This is a genomic window from uncultured Parabacteroides sp., from assembly GCF_905196875.1.
Taxonomy (GTDB): domain Bacteria; phylum Bacteroidota; class Bacteroidia; order Bacteroidales; family Tannerellaceae; genus Parabacteroides.
In genome coordinates, this window is the sequence record NZ_CAJJWO010000015.1 from 27,633 (window position 1) to 50,380 (window position 22,748).

The 22,748-nt window shown below is 44.0% G+C and carries 19 protein-coding genes; 6 read left to right on the forward strand and 13 right to left on the reverse strand.

The genetic code is table 11. From position 1 onward, the window contains the following. Nucleotides 1-104: 104 nt before the first annotated feature. Nucleotides 105-3,086 (forward strand): InlB B-repeat-containing protein, encoded by a 2,982-nt coding sequence (locus QZ076_RS07460; protein ID WP_293711915.1) that lies wholly within the window; start codon nucleotides 105-107, stop codon nucleotides 3,084-3,086. A gap of 88 nt (nucleotides 3,087-3,174) precedes the next feature. Here the strand turns inward: QZ076_RS07460 and QZ076_RS07465 are convergent, their stop codons facing one another. The 12 genes from QZ076_RS07465 to QZ076_RS07520 all read right to left on the reverse strand — a co-directional run bounded on the left by QZ076_RS07465 (nucleotide 3,175) and on the right by QZ076_RS07520 (nucleotide 14,842). After that, nucleotides 3,175-3,783: a response regulator transcription factor gene (locus QZ076_RS07465; protein WP_293711916.1), complete on the reverse strand. Its 609-nt coding sequence runs from the start codon at nucleotides 3,781-3,783 to the stop codon at nucleotides 3,175-3,177. 6 nt (nucleotides 3,784-3,789) lie between these two features. After that, the gene (locus QZ076_RS07470; RefSeq protein WP_293711917.1) at nucleotides 3,790-4,482 is read right to left on the reverse strand and encodes a hemerythrin domain-containing protein; all 693 of its coding nucleotides are present in this window, start codon (nucleotides 4,480-4,482) and stop codon (nucleotides 3,790-3,792) included. A gap of 133 nt (nucleotides 4,483-4,615) precedes the next feature. Next, the gene (locus tag QZ076_RS07475) at nucleotides 4,616-4,858 is read right to left on the reverse strand and encodes a hypothetical protein (protein ID WP_293711918.1); all 243 of its coding nucleotides are present in this window, start codon (nucleotides 4,856-4,858) and stop codon (nucleotides 4,616-4,618) included. A 49-nt stretch (nucleotides 4,859-4,907) separates the two neighbouring features. Continuing rightward, entirely contained in the window at nucleotides 4,908-6,053 is a 1,146-nt protein-coding gene (locus QZ076_RS07480; RefSeq protein ID WP_293711919.1) for a Rid family hydrolase, read from the reverse strand. 106 nt (nucleotides 6,054-6,159) lie between these two features. Beyond that, nucleotides 6,160-6,771 carry a response regulator transcription factor gene (locus tag QZ076_RS07485; protein WP_293711920.1) on the reverse strand — a complete coding sequence of 204 codons (612 nt, stop codon included), beginning with the start codon at nucleotides 6,769-6,771 and terminating at the stop codon, nucleotides 6,160-6,162. A gap of 10 nt (nucleotides 6,772-6,781) precedes the next feature. Next, on the reverse strand, nucleotides 6,782-7,474 hold the full coding sequence (locus QZ076_RS07490) for a hemerythrin domain-containing protein (protein WP_293711921.1): 693 nt from the start codon (nucleotides 7,472-7,474) through the stop codon (nucleotides 6,782-6,784). Between the two features lie 25 nt (nucleotides 7,475-7,499). Next, nucleotides 7,500-8,651: a Rid family hydrolase gene (locus QZ076_RS07495; RefSeq protein WP_293711922.1), complete on the reverse strand. Its 1,152-nt coding sequence runs from the start codon at nucleotides 8,649-8,651 to the stop codon at nucleotides 7,500-7,502. Between the two features lie 44 nt (nucleotides 8,652-8,695). Continuing rightward, nucleotides 8,696-9,409, reverse strand: coding sequence for a hypothetical protein (locus QZ076_RS07500; RefSeq protein WP_293711923.1), 714 nt, complete (start codon nucleotides 9,407-9,409; stop codon nucleotides 8,696-8,698). Nucleotides 9,410-9,419: 10 nt separating this feature from the next. Then, complete coding sequence (locus tag QZ076_RS07505) at nucleotides 9,420-10,634, reverse strand: porin (RefSeq protein WP_293711925.1); 1,215 nt, start codon at nucleotides 10,632-10,634, stop codon at nucleotides 9,420-9,422. Between the two features lie 27 nt (nucleotides 10,635-10,661). Next, on the reverse strand, nucleotides 10,662-12,095 hold the full coding sequence (locus tag QZ076_RS07510; protein ID WP_293711927.1) for a di-heme oxidoredictase family protein: 1,434 nt from the start codon (nucleotides 12,093-12,095) through the stop codon (nucleotides 10,662-10,664). Nucleotides 12,096-12,240: 145 nt separating this feature from the next. Continuing rightward, entirely contained in the window at nucleotides 12,241-13,479 is a 1,239-nt protein-coding gene (locus QZ076_RS07515; protein WP_293711929.1) for an imelysin family protein, read from the reverse strand. A gap of 34 nt (nucleotides 13,480-13,513) precedes the next feature. Then, entirely contained in the window at nucleotides 13,514-14,842 is a 1,329-nt protein-coding gene (locus QZ076_RS07520) for a porin (RefSeq protein WP_293711931.1), read from the reverse strand. A 940-nt stretch (nucleotides 14,843-15,782) separates the two neighbouring features. On the opposite strand from QZ076_RS07520, the gene pflB reads away from it, so the two are divergent. Together pflB and pflA are read left to right on the forward strand one after the other, a co-directional pair. Beyond that, a complete protein-coding gene (gene pflB, locus QZ076_RS07525; protein ID WP_293711933.1) occupies nucleotides 15,783-18,023 on the forward strand; it encodes a formate C-acetyltransferase in 2,241 nt (746 codons plus the stop codon). 64 nt (nucleotides 18,024-18,087) lie between these two features. After that, nucleotides 18,088-18,813 carry a pyruvate formate-lyase-activating protein gene (gene pflA / locus QZ076_RS07530; RefSeq protein ID WP_293711935.1) on the forward strand — a complete coding sequence of 242 codons (726 nt, stop codon included), beginning with the start codon at nucleotides 18,088-18,090 and terminating at the stop codon, nucleotides 18,811-18,813. Nucleotides 18,814-18,815: 2 nt separating this feature from the next. Here the strand turns inward: pflA and QZ076_RS07535 are convergent, their stop codons facing one another. Beyond that, the gene (locus QZ076_RS07535; RefSeq protein ID WP_293711937.1) at nucleotides 18,816-19,121 is read right to left on the reverse strand and encodes a DUF4884 domain-containing protein; all 306 of its coding nucleotides are present in this window, start codon (nucleotides 19,119-19,121) and stop codon (nucleotides 18,816-18,818) included. A gap of 160 nt (nucleotides 19,122-19,281) precedes the next feature. Here QZ076_RS07535 and QZ076_RS07540 point away from each other — a divergent pair, with 160 nt between their 5' ends. The 3 genes from QZ076_RS07540 (at nucleotide 19,282) to ahpF (ending at nucleotide 22,593) form a co-directional block, all read left to right on the forward strand. Further along, nucleotides 19,282-20,187 carry a cation diffusion facilitator family transporter gene (locus QZ076_RS07540; protein ID WP_293711939.1) on the forward strand — a complete coding sequence of 302 codons (906 nt, stop codon included), beginning with the start codon at nucleotides 19,282-19,284 and terminating at the stop codon, nucleotides 20,185-20,187. Nucleotides 20,188-20,344: 157 nt separating this feature from the next. Then, nucleotides 20,345-20,911 carry an alkyl hydroperoxide reductase subunit C gene (ahpC, locus tag QZ076_RS07545; protein ID WP_195372512.1) on the forward strand — a complete coding sequence of 189 codons (567 nt, stop codon included), beginning with the start codon at nucleotides 20,345-20,347 and terminating at the stop codon, nucleotides 20,909-20,911. 131 nt (nucleotides 20,912-21,042) lie between these two features. Beyond that, nucleotides 21,043-22,593 carry an alkyl hydroperoxide reductase subunit F gene (gene ahpF, locus QZ076_RS07550; protein ID WP_293711941.1) on the forward strand — a complete coding sequence of 517 codons (1,551 nt, stop codon included), beginning with the start codon at nucleotides 21,043-21,045 and terminating at the stop codon, nucleotides 22,591-22,593. Nucleotides 22,594-22,748: the final 155 nt, after the last annotated feature.

Here is a 22,748-nt window from a genome sequence, read left to right on the forward strand (position 1 = left end):
TACCTCAACACCGTTGTTCCCACCCTACTCAACAGTGGTGTTGACACCGACCTCAACAACGTTGTTGACATACCCCTTACAAATAAATGTTAAAACAATTGGATATGCATATTGAATATAAGAAATTAAGACTCAGAGCGGTATGGCTATTGGTCGCTTTCGCTTTTTTGTGTTTGCCGCAGGCTAAAGCGGAAACGGTAACAGAGGTTAATATTAATAACTATTCTGGCAATACATATGAAATTTCTACTGCCGGTGATTATAAGATAACCGGTAGTGATCAGACCTCTAAGAATATAAAAGTAAATGTTGACGGTACTGTCAATATCACTATTGAGAATGTAAATATATCGATGAATGGCTCTAATGGTGCTCCTTTCGATATTACAAAAGGTACGGTAAATTTGACGCTTAGCGGGGAGAATACGCTGGTGGTAACAGGAAATAGTAAAGCCGGATTGCGTGTAGCTCAAAATACTTCGCTGACGATTACGGAAGCGAGCAATGGGAGTTCTTTGAGGGCACAGGGACATCAAGGTTCTTATGCGTATGGAGGTGCCGGGATTGGCTCAAATAAAGGAGAAACAGCCGGAGCAATTACAATAAATGGCGGTACAATTCGGGCAGAACATGGCGATTGTGCGGCTGGTATTGGGGGAGGAGACAGTGGCTCTGCTTCTTCTATCACTATCAATGGTGGGCATATTATAGCTATAACTCATCATGCAATGTATGATCCGGCCTCTATTGGAGGAGGGGGAGGTGGTAATGGTGGAACAATTTCAATTACCGGGGGGACGGTTATTACATTGTTTGAAGGAGGAGGTATTGGTGCTATTGGACATGGGGCAGGAAAATCAACTACTTCTGTCACCATAACTGGAGGTTCTGTTTCTTATGATCCCACTATTCGATCGGTAACTCCGACTAATGGCTCAACTAATGTGGTAAAAAAAGAAATCAGTAGTTTACCTGCCAATGCAAAGATAATATCATTGACAGGAGCCGACTCTTATGCTTGTAAAGATATGCAAGCCGATGAAAATGGAAAAGCATATTTGTGGTTACCGGAGGGTTCTAATCCGGTTGTTGATAAATGTAGTGTTGATGGTAAAACGTATTATCATCAGGTAATAGAGACTACTGTTAAAAAAGATGGTAGCATATGGAATGACCATAATAAAACATTTACCGTAAAGAAGGATAATTCAGGCTCTACTATAAGTGGAACTGCGAATGTGTTTTATCTGGAAGATGGAAGTTATACTGTTTATGCCAATGGGGAAACGACTAATCAGACATTTACAGTATCGGGTTCTGCTTCACAGAGTGTTACGGTGAATTATTATACTGTAACTTATAACACCAACGATGGAACAGCTTCTTCAACGGCTAAAGTTTATCCGGCAGGAACAAATATAACGACTGAGAGTGAAGTTAACCCGAACCGCAACTACTATACTTTTAAAGGATGGGGAGAAACAAGTAGCGCAACAGTGAAAGTAGAAACTATTAGTAATATTAGTGAAGCAAAGACGCTTTATGCAATTTGGGAACCAGTAAGTTTTACAACAAAGAGCTTTGCGAGTCCTGATGCTACCTACGGAACAAGCTACGAACATACTTTTACTGCGAATGAATTATCGGATGATATAAGTAATGCCGGAGGTTTAAAAGAGTTGGCTTTGAAAGGCGTCAATACATTACCTGACGGCCTTGCCCTTTCCGGCCTTAAAGTTTCGGGAACACCATCAAAAGTAGATGAAACAGGCAAATCGCTTACCTTTATTGCAACAGCTACAAATGATGTAACAAAGGAGGTCACCATAACTTTTAAAGTCAAGAAGGCCACGCTGACGGTTACCCCGGCTGCCGGACAATCCATTTATAATGAGGAAGTCGCAACTTATGAACCTGCTTTTACTTCGACAGGAACCGTTAGTAGCGAAACAGCCGCATTTACCGGTAAGTTGGCGTGGAATTCGAGTACTAAGGTATTTTCTCTCGGTTCTCTGACTTTAAAAGATAACGGTAGCTTTAAGAAGGATAATTACGAATTGAAATTAGCTGCTGAACCGGGTACTATCGATATCAAAACAGAAGAACTATCTGCTACGCCATCCGCGTTATCCGGTGAAAACGGTTGGTGTACCGGTGATATCACCCTGAAAGCTCCCGACGGTTTTCAAATAAAAGCTAACACCCAGGCACGTGTGTCGGAAGATTGGACAACTTCTATCGTAATCACTAAAGAGGGTAGTTATGACTACTCTTATTCCCTGCTACGTGACGGACAAACAATGCCTGTTGAAAAGACCTTCCACGTTCAACTCGATAAAACTCTTCCGTCTCTGACCTTCACCACCAGCAATCTGAGCTATACGCTTACCTTTGGTGACGGTGCGAATGGTAGCGGTATTGCCAAACTGCTGGTAGATGGTCAGGAAGTAACGCTGGTAGTCGATGCAACGACTTACAGCAATGCCTCTACAGCCGGTCTTCATAAAGCCAGCGTTTTCGATAAGGCAGGCCATGAGTCGAAGGTGGAATTTACCTTGCAGGAAAAGGAAGATGATACGCCACCTTATATACCGCCTTACGAGCCGTCCGAAACTAATACTGTTTCCCTTCCGGCAGTGGAAGGTGCAATCACCGACCCGATTGCCGGAGAGTATGAGGTGGAAGCATGGGGTAGCTTCCGTTTCTATCTGACTGTGGATAAAGGATACGAGCAATCCGAACCTGTGGTGACTACTGACCGAGGTGAAACCATCACGCCGCGTAATAGTGACGGTGCTTACATCGTGAAGTATGTGCGCACCGACGTGCAGATAAGGATCGACGGTATCGTAAAGAATCCTGCCCCGGTGGCTAACGAGACAATAGTAGCCGATGGTGTGGAAGTTCGTACAGCCGACGGTTGCCTGTATATACGTGTCGCCGCCGAGGGCCAGGCTGCAGTATATAGCTTTAGCGGACGATTACTGAAACAGGCGCGTCTCCTTTCGGGAGAAACCTGCTGGCAATTCCCTTCCGGCGCTTATATTGTGGAGGTGAACGGTAAACGTTATAAAGTGATGTTATAGCATTTGAATGACCGGAGACGGGCTAAAAAGAAGAGGGGATCATTGCAAAATGATCCCCTTACTTCGTTTGATAAGTATGGTTCTTACTTTAGGCCTTGTTGATATCGCTAAGCTCTACCAGCTTGTTCACAATCGCATACACCGTGAGGGCGCTGGCACTATGTACCTGCAACTTGCGGGCGATATTCCTTCTGTGTGTAATAACGGTGTGAGTGGAGAGGAACAGACGGTCGGCGATCTCGCGGTTTGTCATGCCTTTTACCACGCAGACAACGATTTCTTTTTCGCGGGCACTCAATGTTTGTTGTTCGTCACCATCGCCGTCTTCCTCCGATTTGGCATGGAGCCGTTCCAGTTTAAGCCCGATCTCGTCGGCACTGTCGAGGATATTGATGTGGTCGTCGTAATAACGGATCAGGGAATGGTCGATAGGAGCATAGAGCATAGCCACACATTTCATATTCGGGCAACCTGTCATTTCTTTCAGGTGGGGGATCGTGAAATAGCCCGGAATAGAAGGATTGATGATAAGGATATCCGGCATATATGTCCGGAGATCCTCAGTAAGCGACTCGATAGTCGTTATTTCAGAAAACTGGATACGCAAGCCGCCTGGCAAGCGTTTCAGTATTGTTTCCAGTCCGTTGCGGACAATGGCGGAGGGTTCGGCAATAACGATTTTCAGTGTGGTGCTCATAGGGCATCAATTAATTGTTTTTTCTAAAGCTAAAATAGCGGGCATAAAGAGATAGTCTTCCACATGATTGTGGGAAGCCAGGTCTTGCTCGGTAGCGAAGATGTCGAACAGGACGCTGTTCAACAGGTTGCTTCCGGGACCGGGGTAATATTTTATCAGGATATTCTTCAGTTCCACGATCTTCATCTCTATCTGGTCGTGACGTTTGCGGAAGATCGATATATTGTATTTAGGGTCTTTCTTCCCAGCCAGCAGGCCACGAACATACGGGAAGACCACTTTTTCTTCGTATGACATGTGTTTGTTTACCTCTTCGGCATATTCGTCGAAGAAGTTCCGGATCACGAAGGCTACGTCTTTCGGGCATTCGTCGATTGCTTCCACCAGTTTCCTGCGCAGATGCGGCAGGCGGAAGTTGAGGAAGTAGTCGTGAGCGTTATGCAGATAGGTGATCAGCGCATCGATAGAAAGGCATTTATTGACATCGGTGACAGGAGCGGAAATATCTTCCGTCAGGAAGTTGACCACTGTCAGGAAGGTACAGGCATCCACACCGTTCTGGCGGCACACCTCTCCGATATTCTTTTCTCCGAACCCTAAGGCAATTCCAAAACGACTCATCACGAGGACCATCGGATAGTTCTCGCATATCAAATCGCTCATTTTATCGGTTTCCCGGTATTTTCCGTTTTTGTACATAGGCTGTTTCTTTCTTAATTGTTTTGGTGTTATTGATCGTTCAACAGTTCAAAGGTAATGCTTTTTCTCCTAATGGCTTTGGTTGTTATTAATCTTTCACGTTTGTTGGGGATGTCAGCTTCTTCATCCCATATTATTGTTCTGGAGCTAACCATTTGGCAAATCTTTTTTTCATATCTTCATGAGAAACACCTTTCCCTGCTTTCATTCGTTCTAAGGCACGATCTATCTTTCCTTTCAACTCCGGAGAAAAGTATAGAATATCGTTTTTCTGTTCCTTTTGATCCAGTAGCTGTTCGATTTCATTGATGAGATGTTCATCAAATACAGTTTTCAGGCGTTGGATAAGCTGTTGTTTGCGCTCGATTAATGTCATATCGCTCATGTTTTAAAGGTTCTGTCGCAAATATAGCAATAATAATTGATTACAATGCCGGATATTCCGGTTCATCGACGGCAACTACGGCGATGCATTCGATTTCGACCAGCCAACCGGGGCGGCATACCGGGGCACGAACGATCAGGTAAGGGATATCCGGGTGGTTGGCCTTCATATATTGTTCGACGCGGGCAAAGTCGGCGGTATCACGTATGTAGACGATTGCTTGCATAATATCGTTTAAGTCGGCTCCGGCTTCGTTCAGCAAGGCGGTGATATTTTCGATCATGCGCTCGGATTGTTTGATCACATTTCCCGGGTGGACGATCTCACCGTATCGGTCGATACTGGCGGTACCGGAAACGAATACATGGCGGCGGTCGCCGTACGTAATGGCTACGCCCCTTTCAAAAGTCACTCCGTACTCGTATGTCCGGCTCAGATGGTCGGGAGCGTATAAGTATTGGATCTGTTCCTGTCCGATACCCGATACGGCATACGTATCCATTGTGACAAATACATTTGGGTCTTGATATCTTCCTTCTATACCGGTACTGGCGATAAAGTGCGTGTTCTCCGTGAGATTTTGTGTCGCAAATACCTCCTTGCGGGCTTTTACTACGCCCGGATAGTTGACATCTACATTCTGTACGAATATCCAGGTACGGATACAATTCGCGGCCAGCGTACACTTGGCATCGGTCAGTTGCATGATGTAATCGCGGAAGATAAGCCGTGTCTGATATTCCGAGTTGGCGGCACGGTTGCAAAGGTTGGCACCGAAAAGCTGGCGGTAGCTTCCATGACGGGCCTCGAACAGATTGCTCGGAAGCACCTGCGTCTGTACACCTGTCTGGAGCCATGCCCAAAGGGCTATTTTAGTTCCGTTCATCGGAGCCTGTTGTACGATGGAAAGGGCGCAATATGGATTGGAACGTTCCTGTTCCATCAGTAAAGCGGTCTGATTGGTCACATCACTCAGGAAGTAGCGACGGAATACGGCGGTCGGGTTTCCCGGAAGCTCCTCCACGCATTGCGTATAGGCTTTTAGTAAATCCTGCAACTGGGTGGGGTAATCATCCATACAGTCTGTTTGTTCGAGGATGATGTGATATTCGATGATCCCTTTTTTTGTTTCAAAGGAAGTGATCTGTACGTTAGTCTTGTTGTATTGTCTTGTTATTAGATCCATGGTAGCCTGATATATATTTTTTGTTTCCCAAAGATACGGTATATCAGATTGAAGCCAAATTCTGGAATGTGAAAAGAAACCAAAAGCTGTGAGAAAATAATATTTGTCAGGCTTTCTTTATATCATTCAATTCAACTAATTTGTTCACAATGGCATATACAGTCAGACCGCTGGCACTGTGCACCTGCAGTTTCCGGGCAATATTCCGGCGGTGGGTGATCACGGTGTGGGTAGAAAGATACAGGCGGTTGGCGATTTCCCGGTTCGTCATACCTTTGACAACACAGACAACGATCTCTTTTTCCCTCGAACTTAATGTTTGCTGTTCTTCCTCCTCTTCCGGTTCGGGGGATGTTTCTTCTGCATTCAGCCGTTCCAGCTTATGTTTCAGTTCGTCGGGGCTGTCATAAATATTGAGCAGGTCGTCATACGGGCGGAGCATGGCTTGATCGGTTGCCATGCAGGCAATAGCCAGGCATTTCATTTCGGAGCAGCCACATTCTTCTTTCAGATGCTGTATCCCAAAATATCCGGGAAGTGAAGGGTTAATTATCAGTATTTCAGGTCGGTGCATGCGAAGGCTTTCCACAAGGCATTCAGCCGTAGCGATTTCCGTCAGCTGGATATGCAACCCCGGCAACCGTTTCAATATGGTGATCAGTCCGCAACGGATAATGGCAGAAGGTTCTGCAACGGCTATTTTTATGTTTGCGCTCATAAATCAACAGTCATTTGATTGTTTTTTCAATTGCTAGTACAGCGGGAACGAAGAGGTAATCTTCTACCCGGTTATGAGAGGACAGATCTTGTTCGGTGGCAAAGATGTCGAACAGGACACTGTTTAGCAGGTAATTGTCGGGTCCGGGATAGTATTTGAGCAGGATATTTTTGAGCTCAACGATCTTCATCTCTATCTGGTCGTGTCGTTTGCGGAAGATGCTGATATTGTATTTGGGATCTTTCACCCCTTCCTGCAGATTGCGCACATAGGGGAAGACGATTTTCTCTTCATACGACATGTGTTTATGCACCTCGTAGACATAATCGTCGAAGAATTTGGTAATCGCGAAAGCGATATCACTCGGGCAACCGGTGATCGCTTCCGTCAGTTTCCGGCGGATATGCGGCAACCGGAAGTTCAGGAAATAATCGTGTGCATTATGCAGATAGGTGATCAGTGATCCGAGGGAAAGGCATTTGTTGATCTCGTTGATTGTAGTCGAATTCTCTTCCGAAAGAAAATTGACAACGGTGAGGAATGTACAGCAATCCACTCCGTTCTGCCGGCATACATCCCCGATGTTTTTCTCCCCGAATCCCAGGTCGATACCGAAGCGACTCATTACGAGAACCATTGGATAGTTCTCGCAAATCAAGTCACTCATTTTATCAGTCTCTTTGTATTTTCCTTGTTTATACATAGTTGTTGTATTTATGGTGTTTCATTTATAAACAGGGGTATTGCGGAAGGTCTGCCGGAATAATGGCAATACATTCCGTTTCAATCAACCATCCCGGACGGCATACCGGCGCCAGTACAATCAGGTGCGGCAGATGCGGATAGTTACTGCGGATATAGCGGTCTACTTCCACATAATCGGCCGGGTCACGGAGATAGACGATTGCCTGCATGATATCATCGATGGAGGCTCCGCCTTCCTGCAGCAATGCACTGATATTTTCCATCATCCGTTCGGTCTGTTTCAGAATATCTCCGGGATGAACGATCTCTCCCCGGTTGTCGATACTGGCGGTACCGGAAAGGAATATGTGTTTACGGTCGCCATAAGAGACCGTTGTTCCCCGTTCGAACGTAACCCCGTACTCATATGTAGGGTTCAGGTGAGTAGGGGCGTAGAGGAACCGGATTTGTTCCGGTTGCAGGCCATCGACGGTATAGGCATCCATTTGTACCAAAACGTTCGGGTCGGCATGACGACCCTCTATCCCGGTACTGGATATATAATGTGTTTTCTCCGTCAGGTTCTGAGTGATGAACACTTCTTTGCGGGCTTTTACAACACCGGCGTAATTTACATCTACATTCTGCACGAAGAACCAGGTACGGATACAATCGGCAGCCAGCGTACAATGTTGTTCGGTGAGCTGCATTACGTAGTCGTTGAGCAACAGGCGGGTCTGATATTCAGAGGTGGCAGCCTTGTTGTGTGCTCCTCCGTTCCACAAATGACGGTAACCGTTGTGTGCTGCTTCGAACATCCCTGACTTATAGGTTTCTGTCGTCATGTCGGTTTGTAACCAGACCCACAAGGCGATCTTGGTTCCGTTCATCGGAGCCTGTTGTACCACTGACAGTGCGCAATAAGGATTTTCACATTCCCGTTCGATCAGCGACTCGGCCTGATTGGCTGCATCACTCAGAAAATAACGGCGGAAAACGGCTACGGCATGATCCGCCTCCTGTTTTGTAGCCGTCTCATAAGCCTTTTCCAATCTGTTTAATTGTTCAGTGAAAGGTAGGGAAGGGTCGGTAACGGAAAACATGATATGGTATTCCGTTACCCCTCCCTTGCCTTCAAAAGAACAAATTTGAGCGTTAATGGTGTTTTGTTCGTATGTTTTTGTTTTGAATGTCATTGTATAAAATTGTTTTTATATTTAATGCAATGGAGCATTAATCATCATTCCTGGGCGCCATCTTCAATCCAGCTTTCCAGCAAATCCAGTTTATCTATCTCTCCAGATAGTATGTCATTATGATAGTGAGGCGAAGCCCCTTTTATCAATACATCTATTAAATAGCTATTTTCCACATCGTTAGGCTTAACCAATGCTTTCTCGTCTTCAGATGTAATAGCTTTTACGTTTATCAATGCCGCATAACTCTTTCCTTCCGTCAGATATAAGTCGGCTGCGGCACCATTACCTGCACCATGACAATTTGTACAGGCAGTAAGGATTTCATTCTGAATGCTATTGAATATGCCTGCATTGATTGTGCCTGCATCGATCCAGATAGTATCCTCCTGTTCTGTAAAATCTGTTTTATATAAAGTTGCAATGCGTTTTCTCAGTTTGTTGATGATGCATATTTCTAGTTGATTCACTTCACTGGTGACTCCACTCAGCACCATATCCACCTTCCCGTTTTTGTCTATCACTAATCCTTTAGCCATTTGGGCATATTTTTCATTTGATGCGAATCCGGCAAGTACCAAACTGTAACCGCTCGGCCAGCTAGTGTTTCCTGTTACCTGAGCTGTTAATTTAACCGTACTGCCTTCTCTATTGACCGTACCTCCTCCTTCGTTGTATATTTTGCCATCATCACATGAAGTTATTATGACGGCAAAAAGCGTTAGGAGAAGTAGAAATGAAATAAATTTTTGTTTCATGGCAGAACTGTTAGAATGTGTATTGAAGTAAAACCGTACCAGAATGCATGGCAAGTCCGAGATCATCATTATCACGGTCAAGTTGTGTGTCATGCCCCGTACGGCCAATGAACTGATACATCGCTTGTAATTTCAGGTTACAACTGGTAATGAAATAATTGATACCGACAGCCGGTATATTCAGGAAGCCGTTTGTGTCTAAACCATTACGATTGAAGAAGTCGTAACGTGCTGTAGCCTGTAATTTTTTTGTCACGAAGTAACCGCCTTGTACATAACCACCCAAGTAGTTATAACTTTCATCGATCTTTTGTCGTTTGGTGAAACCTACATGCATATAATAGATTTCGGCACCTAGATAAAGGTGATTTTTCAACATGGCAAATTCTGCACCTGCACGGTAGTCGTTTGTACTTTCACTTTCACTTTCCACGTTCAAAGAGGTGGAGAGTCCGAACAGCATCTTATCTTCCTTCAAACGGTTCGGATTACCCTGGTTGGAAGGCATGACGCCTTTCGGCATATAAGTGACACGGCCTGCATAAAGCAGCGATGGAATATGCCAATCGTCGCTGAATGTTTTGGATGCCACGTTAACTGTGCTGCCTGTTCCGTTAAAGATACCTACTTCATAGCCGAACTTATCCTTTACCAATCCGTGAATTTCTACACCGAGGTCGAATCCCATACCGATATTCGGTGTTACGGCATTTAATGAATAAGGCAGGATTACGGATGAAGTAAGCGAAGTTGGTAATGTTGGCATTAATGTTTCTCCTAATGTCGTCAGGTAAGCGTGGGAGAACGGAGTTTTTAATTTACCGACCCGTATCGCAAAACTCTTTTTTACTTCCACATCGAACCAAGCTTGTTGAAGTATATTTCCTCCGCTTCCGGCTGCATTAATAGATAGGTTAAATGTCACCCTGTTGAATGCCTTACCCGTAAAACCTAGAATTGCATACGGAATGGAAAAACCACTGTTGTGTATGTTGTCTTGATTATAGGCAGGATCCAGTCCTTCATCATCATAGTAATTAATGTTGGCACTGGTTTGAACTAACATATAAGGTTTAAATAAGAAATCTCCTTTTTTGGTGGCGATGGAGAAACCTTCTTTTCCAGACAATGATACGACACCATTTTCTGTATCTTCTTCATATTGTGCCATTACCGTTACAGGTAAAAGCAATAACGCTGTGAGTATGATTATTAGTTGTTTCATGTCCTGTTTTCTTATTTGTTAAATATTTTATAGCGAGTTGAGAAAAGCAACTACCGCGTCACGATCTTCTTTACTCATTTTTTTGAATAGATTTTTAGAGGCTTCTCCTTCTCCGCCATGCCACATGATGGCTTCAATTAAGTTGCGAGCGCGCCCGTCATGAAGGAAATAGGTATGTCCGTTGACTTTTTCCTGAAGTCCGATACCCCATAATGGTGTCGTACGCCATTCGTTTCCGCGAGCCAACCCGCTGACATAGTTGTCGTTCAGGCCTACGCCCATGATTTCAGATCCCATATCGTGCAGAAGGTAATCGGAATAGGGATGGATTGTTTGTCCGCCGAGCCAGGGTAGCCGCGTGTTGTTGAGCAGGTTAGCACCTCCCGGCCGTGTATGCAGTGTTGTAACATGGCAAAGGTGACATTTGGCTTCATAGAATTTTTGTTCACCTTTGATTACTTGTGGGTCGTTTACATTTCTACGCGCTGGAACTCCTAAGCTATGCAGATAGAGGTCTACATCTTCCATGTCTTTGGTCGAGATATCCAGTTGATCATAAGATAATCCCATCATACTTCCCTGGTTTACTTGCGCTTGCCCTTCACATATTTCTTCGGGATAGCGGCTATTGGTAACACCCATGTCGCTCGAAAAACCAAGTTCTACAGTCAGGTCGAGATGTTGTGCTTTGTTGCCTGAAAGGCCTACACCAGTCACTCCTTTTTCTGTGATATAGTTACAACGGCCGCTGATGCCATATTCTGGATAATTACTTTTTCTGGCAAGTGCTTCTATTTCGGTTCGGTCGATTGCCATCATCTGTCCCATGCCGACATGGCGTAAAGGAATACGTACCGTGCAGAATAAATCTTCAGGAGCGATGCTGTCCTTATACCATTCTGTAATGGTATAATTGGGTTTGCACAGTTCGTAAGTTTCCCCATCAGGAAAAGAAAATGTCTGAGATTCATATTTTACAGCTAATTTTCCTTCAGGTTTGACTCCATAAATCGCTTGGTCGTGAAGTACACGTCCGTAATCACGGAAGAAGGAGCCATTGCGTCGTGAGATATAGACCAGCATGGAAGAGAAACCATATTTTCCCGATCCGCTGCTTTCCCACAATGTTGGTTTTGTTCGTCCTGCGTTACGGTGGCAGCTACCACACGAATAACCGGCATAAACAGGGCCGAGGCCACCTCCGTCACCGTTATTACTCGTACGTACGTCATCGTAAAGTCCGTCTCCATTGGTGAAACGGCTTGAGTTGGCACCTGTTACCCACTCTGCTTCTGTGTCGTATGCTATTGATGAATTGAGAAAGATAGTAGAAGTTCCAGCTGACAAAGCGTAACCTTTCGGGATCTCTATCTTATCCATATCCATCTTGCCGTCTTCTTCGCAAGCTGCGAAGGAGAACAGCAGGAACAATGAGGATGCAAACAGATAAAATCGTTTCATATTATCTTTTTATTGTTTTTCTGTACTTAATATCTTTGTAGGAAGCATGACTTCTCTATCATTCTAAAACCTTGAAGCGGCCGAAGCGAGTTGCTCTGGTTACTTCAAGGTTTATATTATTTATCGTCAGACTTTTGCTGACTTTTTACTTCGTATCTACTGTACGAGGTTTTCCATCTTTAAACAATAAGTATTCAAGTGTATGATAACCACGGATACCCTGTGCAGCTTCAATAGCTTCATCGCTAGCACCATCACTCCATTCCATATCATCCCATTTTTGATCTTTTAATACCTGTACAATGCCGTTCTGGTCTAAAGGCCAGCTATCCATGTTAGGATCTAAGTTTTCTACGCCAACCGGACCGAATAAAAATGCTTCACTCTTTTCCCATGGTTCACGTGCTGTAATCCAAGCTTCACATCCTTTTTGGAAGTTGATGTCTGAAGGAGCGTCTTTGAATGCTTGAACGGCAGCTAACAAAGCTTTGTTCTTTGTTTCCAAATCTTTATAAGTCGGCATCACAACGGCATCAGCAAACTGACTTACAACGGATGCCATTTGTTTGTCATATTTGGAATCGCTCAATTCATTTGATACAAAAGGCAGTAATTCATTTTTTAGTGTATTAGCTAACTCGTTACATGCATTCATCGCAGCAACAGATTCTTCGCTGTCGATATTGTTACGGAACGGCTGAGGGATACTCTGAATGGTCTTGGCTGCATTAAATATCAGTTCTTTGATCTTTTCGTCTAAATCTGAATCAACAGAGGCTACTAACTTAGAAAATGAATTTTCGTGAATATCTCCTTCGTCGTCGAAATCTTTGTAGGAAGCGAAAGCATTTAAATTTTCATTCACTTTCTTTACATCGTTATCATCGATCCGTCCATAATAGGTGTTACGGATAGAGAAAATGTTATTCGTATAATCGTCACGTGAGTGCCAACTATACCATGATTCAACCGCATATATTCCGCCTTCTTTATCACCTCCAGTATATTTATCATACGGATCCTTAATCTTAGCCGTACCTACTTCGTTGGCTATGTTCCACATACCATTTTGAACCATTTCTTCAATACAAGCTTTTGGACTGTTATAAGTGCCACCTGTCTGATCTTTGAATTGAGTTAGAAACGATCCTTTGCCATTGTAATCAACTGACCAATATTTGTACAAATCTGTTGCGTCCTTGTCCAATAAAAGGGCAACATTATACATATAATTTCCCCATGCACTGGCATTTTCAGCCGTATAATCTAAATCTTCCGGAGTATCTATTACATCCGGTTTTGGGTCGTCATCTGAGCACGAACTCATAGAAAATGCCATACACAGTGATAAGGCAGCCAAATAAAATAAATTTTTTTTCTTCATTTTCGTATAAATTAGTTATTTCTATTATTCTCTTTTATTTATTTAGGAACCAACCGACATAGGCGATTGCCAGACTGAACTCGTTTTCACTATTATAATTGCCGTCACCAATTTTTCGTGCAGTGTAATCAGCTTTGAAAACCAGATTTGGCAGTGCATACCAGTTAGCACCGACTGTCCACATACTGACCTTGTTTCGTAAATCCATAGTCAAATGGCCTTCGCCCTCTTCCTGTGGATTATAGTATTCGTAACGAACAAATGGATAGATCACCGGAACATTTTTGTTCTCCTTACAAATCGAGTGAAGATTAAATCCGACCTCACCACCATAACTAACAGCACGCTTGGCGATTGGTGTGGTCTTTGAGTAAGGGGAAAGTCCTGACAATTTGTTGTTAACCTCACTCAGTTTTACAGTGTTACTCAAATTACCGTAAATCATGTTTGCACGAGCTACTACATATTTGTTTTTATACTGAAAATCGGCACTATAAATACGCAAAGGAATCTTTCCGATATTGGAATAGTCTTTTTGTTTGTCAGAGTTAGAGCCTGTATTACGGCAATAATAGAATGAACCACCTACTTTTAGTCCTGGTATGCCAAGATAATTCAGGCGTGCTACATAACCTGGTGATGTGAAATTATCTGTTTCGAAAATTCCCTGTTTACCACTTGCAACCCAAGTGTTACGGTCGAATCCATTGGCGTTCAATCCAGCCACAACCAACGCTTGATAATTAAATCGTGTATAATCACGTCCGAAAGTACCGAACACCTCAATACCGGTTTCATGCCATGTAGAAGGAAGTAGAGTAGTTTCTCCTTCGGGACGGGAAGTCCCGAAAAAATTGATTGGCTCATGGTGTTCGTTTGTCAAACCGACTGGCACAATTAAATGTCCTGCACGAAAGTTGACTCCCGGATGAATAAGACGCGTGATATGAAATTGTTCAAGTGCGACTTCGCCGCCTTTTTCAATTTCTGTTTCATATTCTCCGTTTTCTGTATTTTCAATTTCATAAGCAGTACCTGTTCCACCAGCTTCAAATTCAATTTCAGCACCTAAAATCCATTTAGAATTGAATTTGTAGTCGAAAGCTAAAACGAATCGTGGGATTGAAATCGAGTTGCGATGATCTTTTGTGTTTCCGGTTCCTTTACCTGTAAAGCGATTAGTTCCATAATCCATAAAATTCGCCAAAATCTCTCCATAACCACCGAAGCGGAATTTGTCATAACCGTTAGCATAAATCTCTGCTGATTTTTCTACGGCTGTTGATGTTTCTTCATTTTGTGCGAAGGCTGTTACACAAGAGCCAAGTAGAGTGATAGCTAATAGATTTGTTAATTTTCTCATTGCCTTTTTTAATTTTTGGCAAAATTAGAGTAGTTGCGAAGTGTGTGCAATCGCGTATTGTAGGTAAAAAACGATCAATCTTACCTATTTGTAGGTATTTGAATTGATTTTTGTCACCAAATACTCATTAGTTGGTAATAATATGTACAAAAACAAAACCACTTCAATAGTATCCTTCCTATTATTATTTGTTTCTTTGTATAAAATGAGAATTCATTCAACATCTATTCTTTAAACATTCAATAACAGTCATTCTTTAATCGTTCGATAACTGTCGAATGCGTGCGTCTTTACGTGCTTTTACCTTTGTCGCATCAATTAAGTTTTACTATTAGTATAATCGTTCGGCCAAAACCCGATTTGTTGATTTTTATGTACACCTATTATTTAAGGTAAATACCCGTGAAAGGGATTTTTTATTGGTTGTCCCTTTCATATATAAAACTGAGTCATCCTGTGAAGAATGGCTCTTTTTTGTTTATCAAAGAAACCTATTTTCGCAATTATAACACATAATAGGTAGCTGAAGCCTTTCTTTTTACTATATAATAGGTATTGTGTACTCCCCTTGACACCTCTATCTTTGCAACATAGAAAAGTAACACTATTAGTATAATCGCTATATCAAAACCTTTTGCTAATTATGTAAGCATATAAGATGATTAAACGTATGTCGGAATGTTTTTATTGGTTGTTTCCGACATAAAAAAGGAACTCGCCTGTGAAGGATGGTTCCTTTTTTATTTTTTTGATGTTATTTATGAACCTTCCTGTTTGATACCTATATCAGGCGATAAGCCACAATATATCTGCCGTTTTAGTAACTATTTGTAGGGATTTTGACCGTTGGGAATACATGATGTATTTACTGATTGTTTCGCATGACATATAAATAACGTACCTTTGCATCGAAATTAAAACCGAAGAAAACAAAATAGGTATGAAGTTTGAAAACGAGAACTGGGCGCAGTTCAAAGGCGAGATTTGGAAGAGAGAGATTAATGTAAGGGATTTTATCCAGAACAACTACAAACCTTATGAAGGGGACGACACTTTCTTGAAAGACTCCTCGGACAAGACGAAGAAAGTTTGGGATAAATTGACCGAAATGTTTAAGGTAGAAAGGGAAAAGGGTGTTTACGACGCTGAAACAAAATATCCTCAAGGTATAGATACTTACGGGCCAGGTTATATTGACAAAGAAAACGAAGTAATTGTCGGCCTGCAAACCGATGCCCCTCTGAAACGTGGTATTTACCCGAAATGCGGAACACGTATGGTGGAAAACAGCCTGGAAGCTTACGGCTACAAGCTCGATCCGATGACAAAAGAAATTTTCACTAAATATAGAAAGACACATAACGAAGGCGTATTCTCCGCTTATACGGATGAAATGGTTGCCGCACGCCGTTCCGCTATTATCACCGGGCTGCCGGATGCTTACGGACGCGGACGTATCATCGGTGACTACCGCCGTGTAGCCCTTTACGGTACGGAAATCCTGATCGCTGAAAAGAAACATTATCTGAAAAGACTCGATATACAGGAACTGACCGAAGAAATCATTCAGAGCCGTGAAGAGATATCCGAACAGATCAAGGCACTGAAAGCCTTCGAAAAGATGTGTGCCGGCTATGGCTTCGATGTTACGAAACCGGCTAAGGATGCACGTGAAGCGGTTCAGTTCGTATACCTGGGGTATCTGGCTGCGGTGAAAGACCAGGACGGTGCGGCCATGTCATTGGGACGCACTTCTACTTTCCTCGACATATATATTGAAAAAGATATCCGCGAAGGCAAACTGACGGAAGAAGAGGCGCAGGAGTTGATCGACCAGTTTATTATCAAACTGCGTATCGTTCGTTTCCTTCGTACGCCGGAATATAACGACCTGTTCTCAGGCGATCCTGTTTGGGTGACAGAATCTCTGGGCGGACAGGGTGTCGATGGCCGTTCATTGGTGACGAAAACATCTTACCGTTACCTGCATACATTATATAACCTCGGCCCGGCACCGGAACCCAACTTGACGGTTCTGTGGTTCAATAACGCTCCTGAAAACTGGAAACGTTTCTGTGCGAAGGTATCCATCGATACTTCGGCTATCCAGTATGAGAATGACGACCTGATGCGTCCCGATTATGGCGACGACTATGGTATCGCCTGCTGCGTATCGCCGATGAAGATCGGTAAGCAGATGCAGTATTTCGGTGCACGAGCCAACCTGGCTAAATGTCTGTTGTATGCCATCAACGGTGGCCGTGACGAAAGATCGGGTGCACAGGTAGCTCCGAAATTCGAGCCGATCACCAGCGAATACCTGGATTACAACGAAGTGATGGAAAAATATGAGCAGATGATGCGCTGGCTGGCTAAGGTCTATGTGAACGCACTGAAGATCATCCATTACATGCACGATAAATATGCTTACGAAGCATTCGAGATGGCTTTGCATGACGGCTCTGTGGAACGTATTCGCGCCACAGGTATTGCCGGCCTTTCTATCGTGGCAGACTCGTTGGCCGCTATTCGCGATACAAAAGTAAAAGTGATCCGCGACGAACGTGGCCTGGCTGTCGATTTCGAACGCGAAGGCGATTATGTTCCTTTCGGTAACAACGACGACCGTACCGACAGTATCGCTGTCGACATCACTGAAAAGTTCATGGAATATTTGCGCCAGCACCAGACATACCGTAATGCGACTCCGACACAGTCTATCCTGACCATTACCTCCAATGTGGTATACGGAAAGAAGACGGGGGCCACTCCCGACGGTCGCGAAGGCGGTACGCCGTTTGCTCCGGGTGCCAACCCAATGAACGGACGCGATACGAAAGGGGCTATCGCTGCACTGGCATCTGTAGCCAAACTGCCTTTCCAGCATGCACACGACGGTATCTCTTATACCTTTGCCGTATCTCCTGCAACGCTGGGTAAGGAACGTGATATTCAGATCGCCAATATGGTTGGCCTGCTGGACGGTTACTTTACTCCTGACGGTGGACAGCATCTGAATGTCAACGTATTCGACAAGGAACTGTTGCTCGATGCCATGGATCATCCGGAAAACTATCCGCAGTTGACGATCCGTGTATCCGGTTATGCGGTAAACTTTGTGAAGTTGACACGCGAACAGCAGTTGGATGTAATTTCAAGAACAATCAATCACTCTTTATAAAGATTAATGAAAAGAAGCTCCGGTTCCCGTGTCTGACGCGGGAATCGGTTGGCTTTTAAGATATATGCTTACAGGGAAAATTCATTCTTTAGAAAGTTTTGGGACTGTGGATGGTCCCGGGATACGTTTTGTTGTCTTTATGCAAGGTTGTCCGCTCCGTTGCCTGTATTGTCATAACCCGGATACCTGGGACAGTAAAGGAGGTGCTAAATATCGGATGACACCGGACGAGTTGCTGGCGGAAGTGTTGCGGTACAAGAATTTCATTGCTAAGGGTGGCGTAACCGTTACCGGGGGAGAACCCTTGTTGCAGGCCGAATTCCTTACTGAGTTTTTCCGTCTTTGCCGGGAGGAAGGTATTCATACGGCATTGGATACATCCGGCTATATCTGTACCCCGAAAGCGCTGGAAGTACTTGAACAGGTCGACCTGGTATTGCTGGATATAAAAACGATCGATCCCGAATTACACCCCCGTCTGACGGCTGTAAAGCTGGATAATACATTACGTTTCCTGGATGAGTTGGAGAAGCGCGGTATTCCTGTGTGGATTCGTCACGTCATTGTTCCCGGACTGACTGATAATAATGAGGCCTTAGACAAACTTGCCGGATATATCAGTCGATATAAGGTGGTTCAGAAAGCAGAACTTCTGCCTTATCATACGATGGGCGCGTATAAATATGAAGCGCAAGGAATAGATTATAAACTAAAGGACGTAGAGCCCCTGTCTGCCGAACGTCTGGCAAATGCAAAAGAGATATTTAAGAAACATAGTATCACTGTGTGACCTTATTCAATCGGTTCCCTGTGGATTTTTACCGGTTGCCTGCGTATCTTATTGACAATACGGACACTGTCGTTTTCGATACTCGTTACGTCTCCCTGGCAGTTGGTGAAATAGATGTAATTCCCCATATCCATAAATCGGTATACCTTACAGCCATCGTGCTCAAACAGATACTCGACTTTGTAACTGGGATTGTTTTCTGGTGCCGATTTGGCGATGGGTGTTCCCGCCAGGCCACAGGCCGTGAAACCAACGATATAAGACAATAGTGCACCTACCGAAAAGATGAAAAAACTGATCCTTCTCATATTCTTTTTCTTTTAGTTTACTTTGTCTCCAAAGGTAGCGAATTTCAAATATGCCACGCTACAACCGTGTGATATTTTACCTATAATCAGGTATATTTTTATTGCCCGGAAAAACATAGCTTTGTTTCATATTGTTACTCAAATAAAAGTAAGAACGAATATGGAACAACATCATCACGACCATCATCATCACGAAATAACCTCTTTGAATAAAGCTTTTATTATAGGTATTGCCTTGAACCTGGCGTTTGTCGTTGCTGAGTTTGCGGCAGGCTTCTGGTATAATTCGCTCGGTTTATTATCGGATGCCGGGCATAACCTGGGGGATGTGGCGAGCCTGGTGCTTGCCATGCTGGCTTTCCGGCTGGCGAAGGTTCATCCTACTTGTAAATATACGTATGGATATAAGAAAAGTACCGTTCTGGTATCCCTGTTGAATGCGGTTATCTTGCTGGTGGCCGTCGGTATCATTATTGCCGAGAGTATAGGGAAGCTGCTTCATCCGCAACCGGTCGAAGGGGATGCCATTGCCTGGGTGGCCGGTATCGGAGTGGTTATAAATGCACTGACGGCCTGGCTTTTTATGAAGGATAAAGACAAGGATCTGAATGTAAAGGGAGCATACCTGCACATGGCGGCCGATGCGTTGGTTTCGATCGGTGTGGTTATCTCCGGTATCGTGATCGCTCATACGGGATGGTATATTATCGACCCGATCATCGGTCTATTGATCGCTATCGTCATTATTGTTTCCACCTGGGGATTGCTACGCGATAGTATCCGGCTTTCGTTGGATGGCGTACCTGCGGGTACGAATATCGACAAGGTGGAAGAGGTGATTCATGGAGTGAATGGAGTAGAGGGAGTACATCACCTGCATATATGGGCGATCAGTACTACCGAAACGGCCCTTACCGCACATATCTCCATCTGTAATATTTCAGAAATGGAACGTATCAAGCAGGAGATAAAACATGACCTTTTGCATGTCGGTATACAGCATGCCACACTCGAGTTTGAAACGTCCGGTATCCAGTGCGATGGGCGGTGTTGCTCAGATAAATAGCATCGGATTATAAACGTGATTTACTGATACTCAAAGATTTTGTCTATGAGCACATAAAACCTTTCGATTGGTTTTTTTGTTCTTACCTCAAATCGGCAACTTATCTTTGCATCAGTAACAAAAACAAATAGTAATAACAATTAAAATAGTAAATTCAATGGAACCTATTATCAATTCACAAGCACCCGAGTTTAAAGTACAGGCATTTCAGAATGGAAGTTTCAAAACTGTAAGCAGCGAAGATATCAAAGGCAAATGGTCTATCTTCTTCTTCTACCCGGCTGACTTTACATTTGTTTGTCCGACTGAACTGGTAGATATGGCTGACAAATATGATCAGTTCCAGGCTATGGGTGTAGAAGTTTACTCTGTAAGTACAGACTCACACTTCGTACACAAAGCATGGCATGATGCTTCTGAAACGATCCGTAAGATCAAATACCCGATGTTGGCAGACCCCACAGGTGCTCTGAGCCGTGCATTCGGTGTGATGATCGAAGAAGACGGTATGGCTTACCGCGGTACATTCCTGGTTAATCCGGAAGGAAAGATCAAACTGGCTGAAATCAATGATAACGGTATCGGCCGTAATGCAGACGAACTGCTTCGTAAAGTAGAAGCTGCTCAGTTTATCGCAGCTAACCCGAGCGAAGTTTGTCCTGCCAAGTGGAAAAAAGGTGGTGAAACACTGAAGCCGAGCATCGATCTGGTCGGCAAGATCTAAGAATAATAAACGGAGGCCGGCAACTATATTGTCGGCCTTTTTTGTCTTTGAGAGTATTTTAGTTTCATAGTAGTGAAACAACTCTCAAGTCAGGAGAAAAAAGAACAAGTATAATATAGAAGGATTTAATAATGTTAGACTCATCAATGAAAAATCAGTTATCCGGTATTTTTGCCGGACTGACGAACGAATATATGTTTGATGTTCAGGTATCCCCTGAACACGAAAGTCAGAAAGAACTTTTGGAACTTCTGAATGATTTAGCTTCCTGCTCTGATAAGATTTCCGTTCAGGTGACAGACGGCAAAGGACTGGAATTCTCTCTGTTGAAGAATGGGGAAAAGACCGGTATCAAATTCCGTGGTGTTCCTAACGGACACGAATTTACCTCCTTACTGTTAGCTATCCTGAATAGCGACGGCAAAGGAAAAAACATACCCGACGAAAGCATTTGCAACCGGGTGAAAGCTCTGAACGGTCCGATCAAACTGACAACGTATGTGTCGCTGACGTGTACGAACTGTCCCGATGTCGTACAGGCACTCAATGCAATGACTACCCTGAACCCGGAGATCAGCCATGAGATGGTGGATGGCGCGATCAATCAGGAAGAGGTGGAAGCAATGAAAGTACAAGGCGTGCCTTCTGTGTTTGCCGACGGTAAACTGCTCCACGTAGGCCGTGGCGATTTCGGTGAATTGCTGGCAAAGCTGGAAGCTCAGTATGGGGTGAAAGAAGAAGAGTTGCCGGTAGTGGAAAAGAATTACGATGTCATTATCGTAGGCGGTGGTCCTGCAGGAAGTGCGGCCGCTATTTATACGGCTCGTAAAGGTTTGAATGTAGCTGTAGTAGCCGACCGTGTAGGCGGTCAGGTGAAAGAAACGGTCGGAATAGAAAACCTTATTTCCGTTTCTCAGACAACCGGGCAGCAACTAGCTCTCGACCTGATGTCGCACATGAATGATTATCCTATCGATATCCTTGAACACCGCAGGGTGGATAAGGTAGAAGTGGTAGGAAAGGATAAAATATTGACAACCTCTACCGGCGATAAACTTATTGCTCCTGCCGTGATCGTTGCTACGGGAGCAAGCTGGCGTAAGTTGAATGTTCCCGGTGAGAGCGAATATATCGGACGCGGCGTTGCTTTTTGTCCGCATTGCGACGGTCCTTTCTATAAAGGAAAGCATGTTGCCGTTGTAGGTGGTGGAAACTCCGGTATCGAGGCGGCTATCGACCTGGCTGGTATCTGTTCGAAAGTGACTGTCCTGGAATTTGCCGATACGCTGAAAGCCGACCAGGTATTGCAGGATAAACTGTATAGCCTGTCGAATGCAGAAGTGTTCAAAAGCTCACAAACAATGGAAGTGATCGGTAACGGTACAAAGGTGACCGGTATCCGTGTCAAAGACCGTGAGACTGAGCAGGAACGTACAATCGATTTGGATGGTATCTTTGTTCAGATCGGCCTGGCTGCCAATAGCGGTCCGTTCCGCGAAGTGGTAGACACGAACCGTCCGGGCGAGATCGTGATCGACAACCATTGCCGTACCAGCGTTCCGGGTATCTATGCCGCCGGTGATGTTTCGACCGTCCCCTATAAGCAGATCATTATCTCGATGGGCGAAGGAGCAAAGGCCGCTTTGACTGCTTTCGAAGACCGGATGCGCGGAATGATTTAACGATAAGCAGGCTAAACGATTGTTTAGAAAGGTAATAGGATGTCCAATAATTAGACAACAGTGTCTAATTATTGGACATCTTTGTTTTTGTTTATAATTGGTATGGGCTTGTATATTAGCTGTTTATCGGTGTTGGCACGCTATTTGAATAATTG

Bases quoted from the DNA above. Each gene is read 5' to 3' on its own strand.
- QZ076_RS07460 (WP_293711915.1), top strand. From the start codon at position 105: ATGCATATTGAATATAAGAAATTAAGACTCAGAGCGGTATGGCTATTG.
- QZ076_RS07465 (WP_293711916.1), bottom strand. From the start codon at position 3,783: ATGAGCACCACACTGAAAATCGTTATTGCCGAACCCTCCGCCATTGTC.
- QZ076_RS07470 (WP_293711917.1), bottom strand. From the start codon at position 4,482: ATGTACAAAAACGGAAAATACCGGGAAACCGATAAAATGAGCGATTTG.
- QZ076_RS07475 (WP_293711918.1), bottom strand. From the start codon at position 4,858: ATGACATTAATCGAGCGCAAACAACAGCTTATCCAACGCCTGAAAACT.
- QZ076_RS07480 (WP_293711919.1), bottom strand. From the start codon at position 6,053: ATGGATCTAATAACAAGACAATACAACAAGACTAACGTACAGATCACT.
- QZ076_RS07485 (WP_293711920.1), bottom strand. From the start codon at position 6,771: ATGAGCGCAAACATAAAAATAGCCGTTGCAGAACCTTCTGCCATTATC.
- QZ076_RS07490 (WP_293711921.1), bottom strand. From the start codon at position 7,474: ATGTATAAACAAGGAAAATACAAAGAGACTGATAAAATGAGTGACTTG.
- QZ076_RS07495 (WP_293711922.1), bottom strand. From the start codon at position 8,651: ATGACATTCAAAACAAAAACATACGAACAAAACACCATTAACGCTCAA.
- QZ076_RS07500 (WP_293711923.1), bottom strand. From the start codon at position 9,409: ATGAAACAAAAATTTATTTCATTTCTACTTCTCCTAACGCTTTTTGCC.
- QZ076_RS07505 (WP_293711925.1), bottom strand. From the start codon at position 10,634: ATGAAACAACTAATAATCATACTCACAGCGTTATTGCTTTTACCTGTA.
- QZ076_RS07510 (WP_293711927.1), bottom strand. From the start codon at position 12,095: ATGAAACGATTTTATCTGTTTGCATCCTCATTGTTCCTGCTGTTCTCC.
- QZ076_RS07515 (WP_293711929.1), bottom strand. From the start codon at position 13,479: ATGAAGAAAAAAAATTTATTTTATTTGGCTGCCTTATCACTGTGTATG.
- QZ076_RS07520 (WP_293711931.1), bottom strand. From the start codon at position 14,842: ATGAGAAAATTAACAAATCTATTAGCTATCACTCTACTTGGCTCTTGT.
- pflB (WP_293711933.1), top strand. From the start codon at position 15,783: ATGAAGTTTGAAAACGAGAACTGGGCGCAGTTCAAAGGCGAGATTTGG.
- pflA (WP_293711935.1), top strand. From the start codon at position 18,088: ATGCTTACAGGGAAAATTCATTCTTTAGAAAGTTTTGGGACTGTGGAT.
- QZ076_RS07535 (WP_293711937.1), bottom strand. From the start codon at position 19,121: ATGAGAAGGATCAGTTTTTTCATCTTTTCGGTAGGTGCACTATTGTCT.
- QZ076_RS07540 (WP_293711939.1), top strand. From the start codon at position 19,282: ATGGAACAACATCATCACGACCATCATCATCACGAAATAACCTCTTTG.
- ahpC (WP_195372512.1), top strand. From the start codon at position 20,345: ATGGAACCTATTATCAATTCACAAGCACCCGAGTTTAAAGTACAGGCA.
- ahpF (WP_293711941.1), top strand. From the start codon at position 21,043: ATGTTAGACTCATCAATGAAAAATCAGTTATCCGGTATTTTTGCCGGA.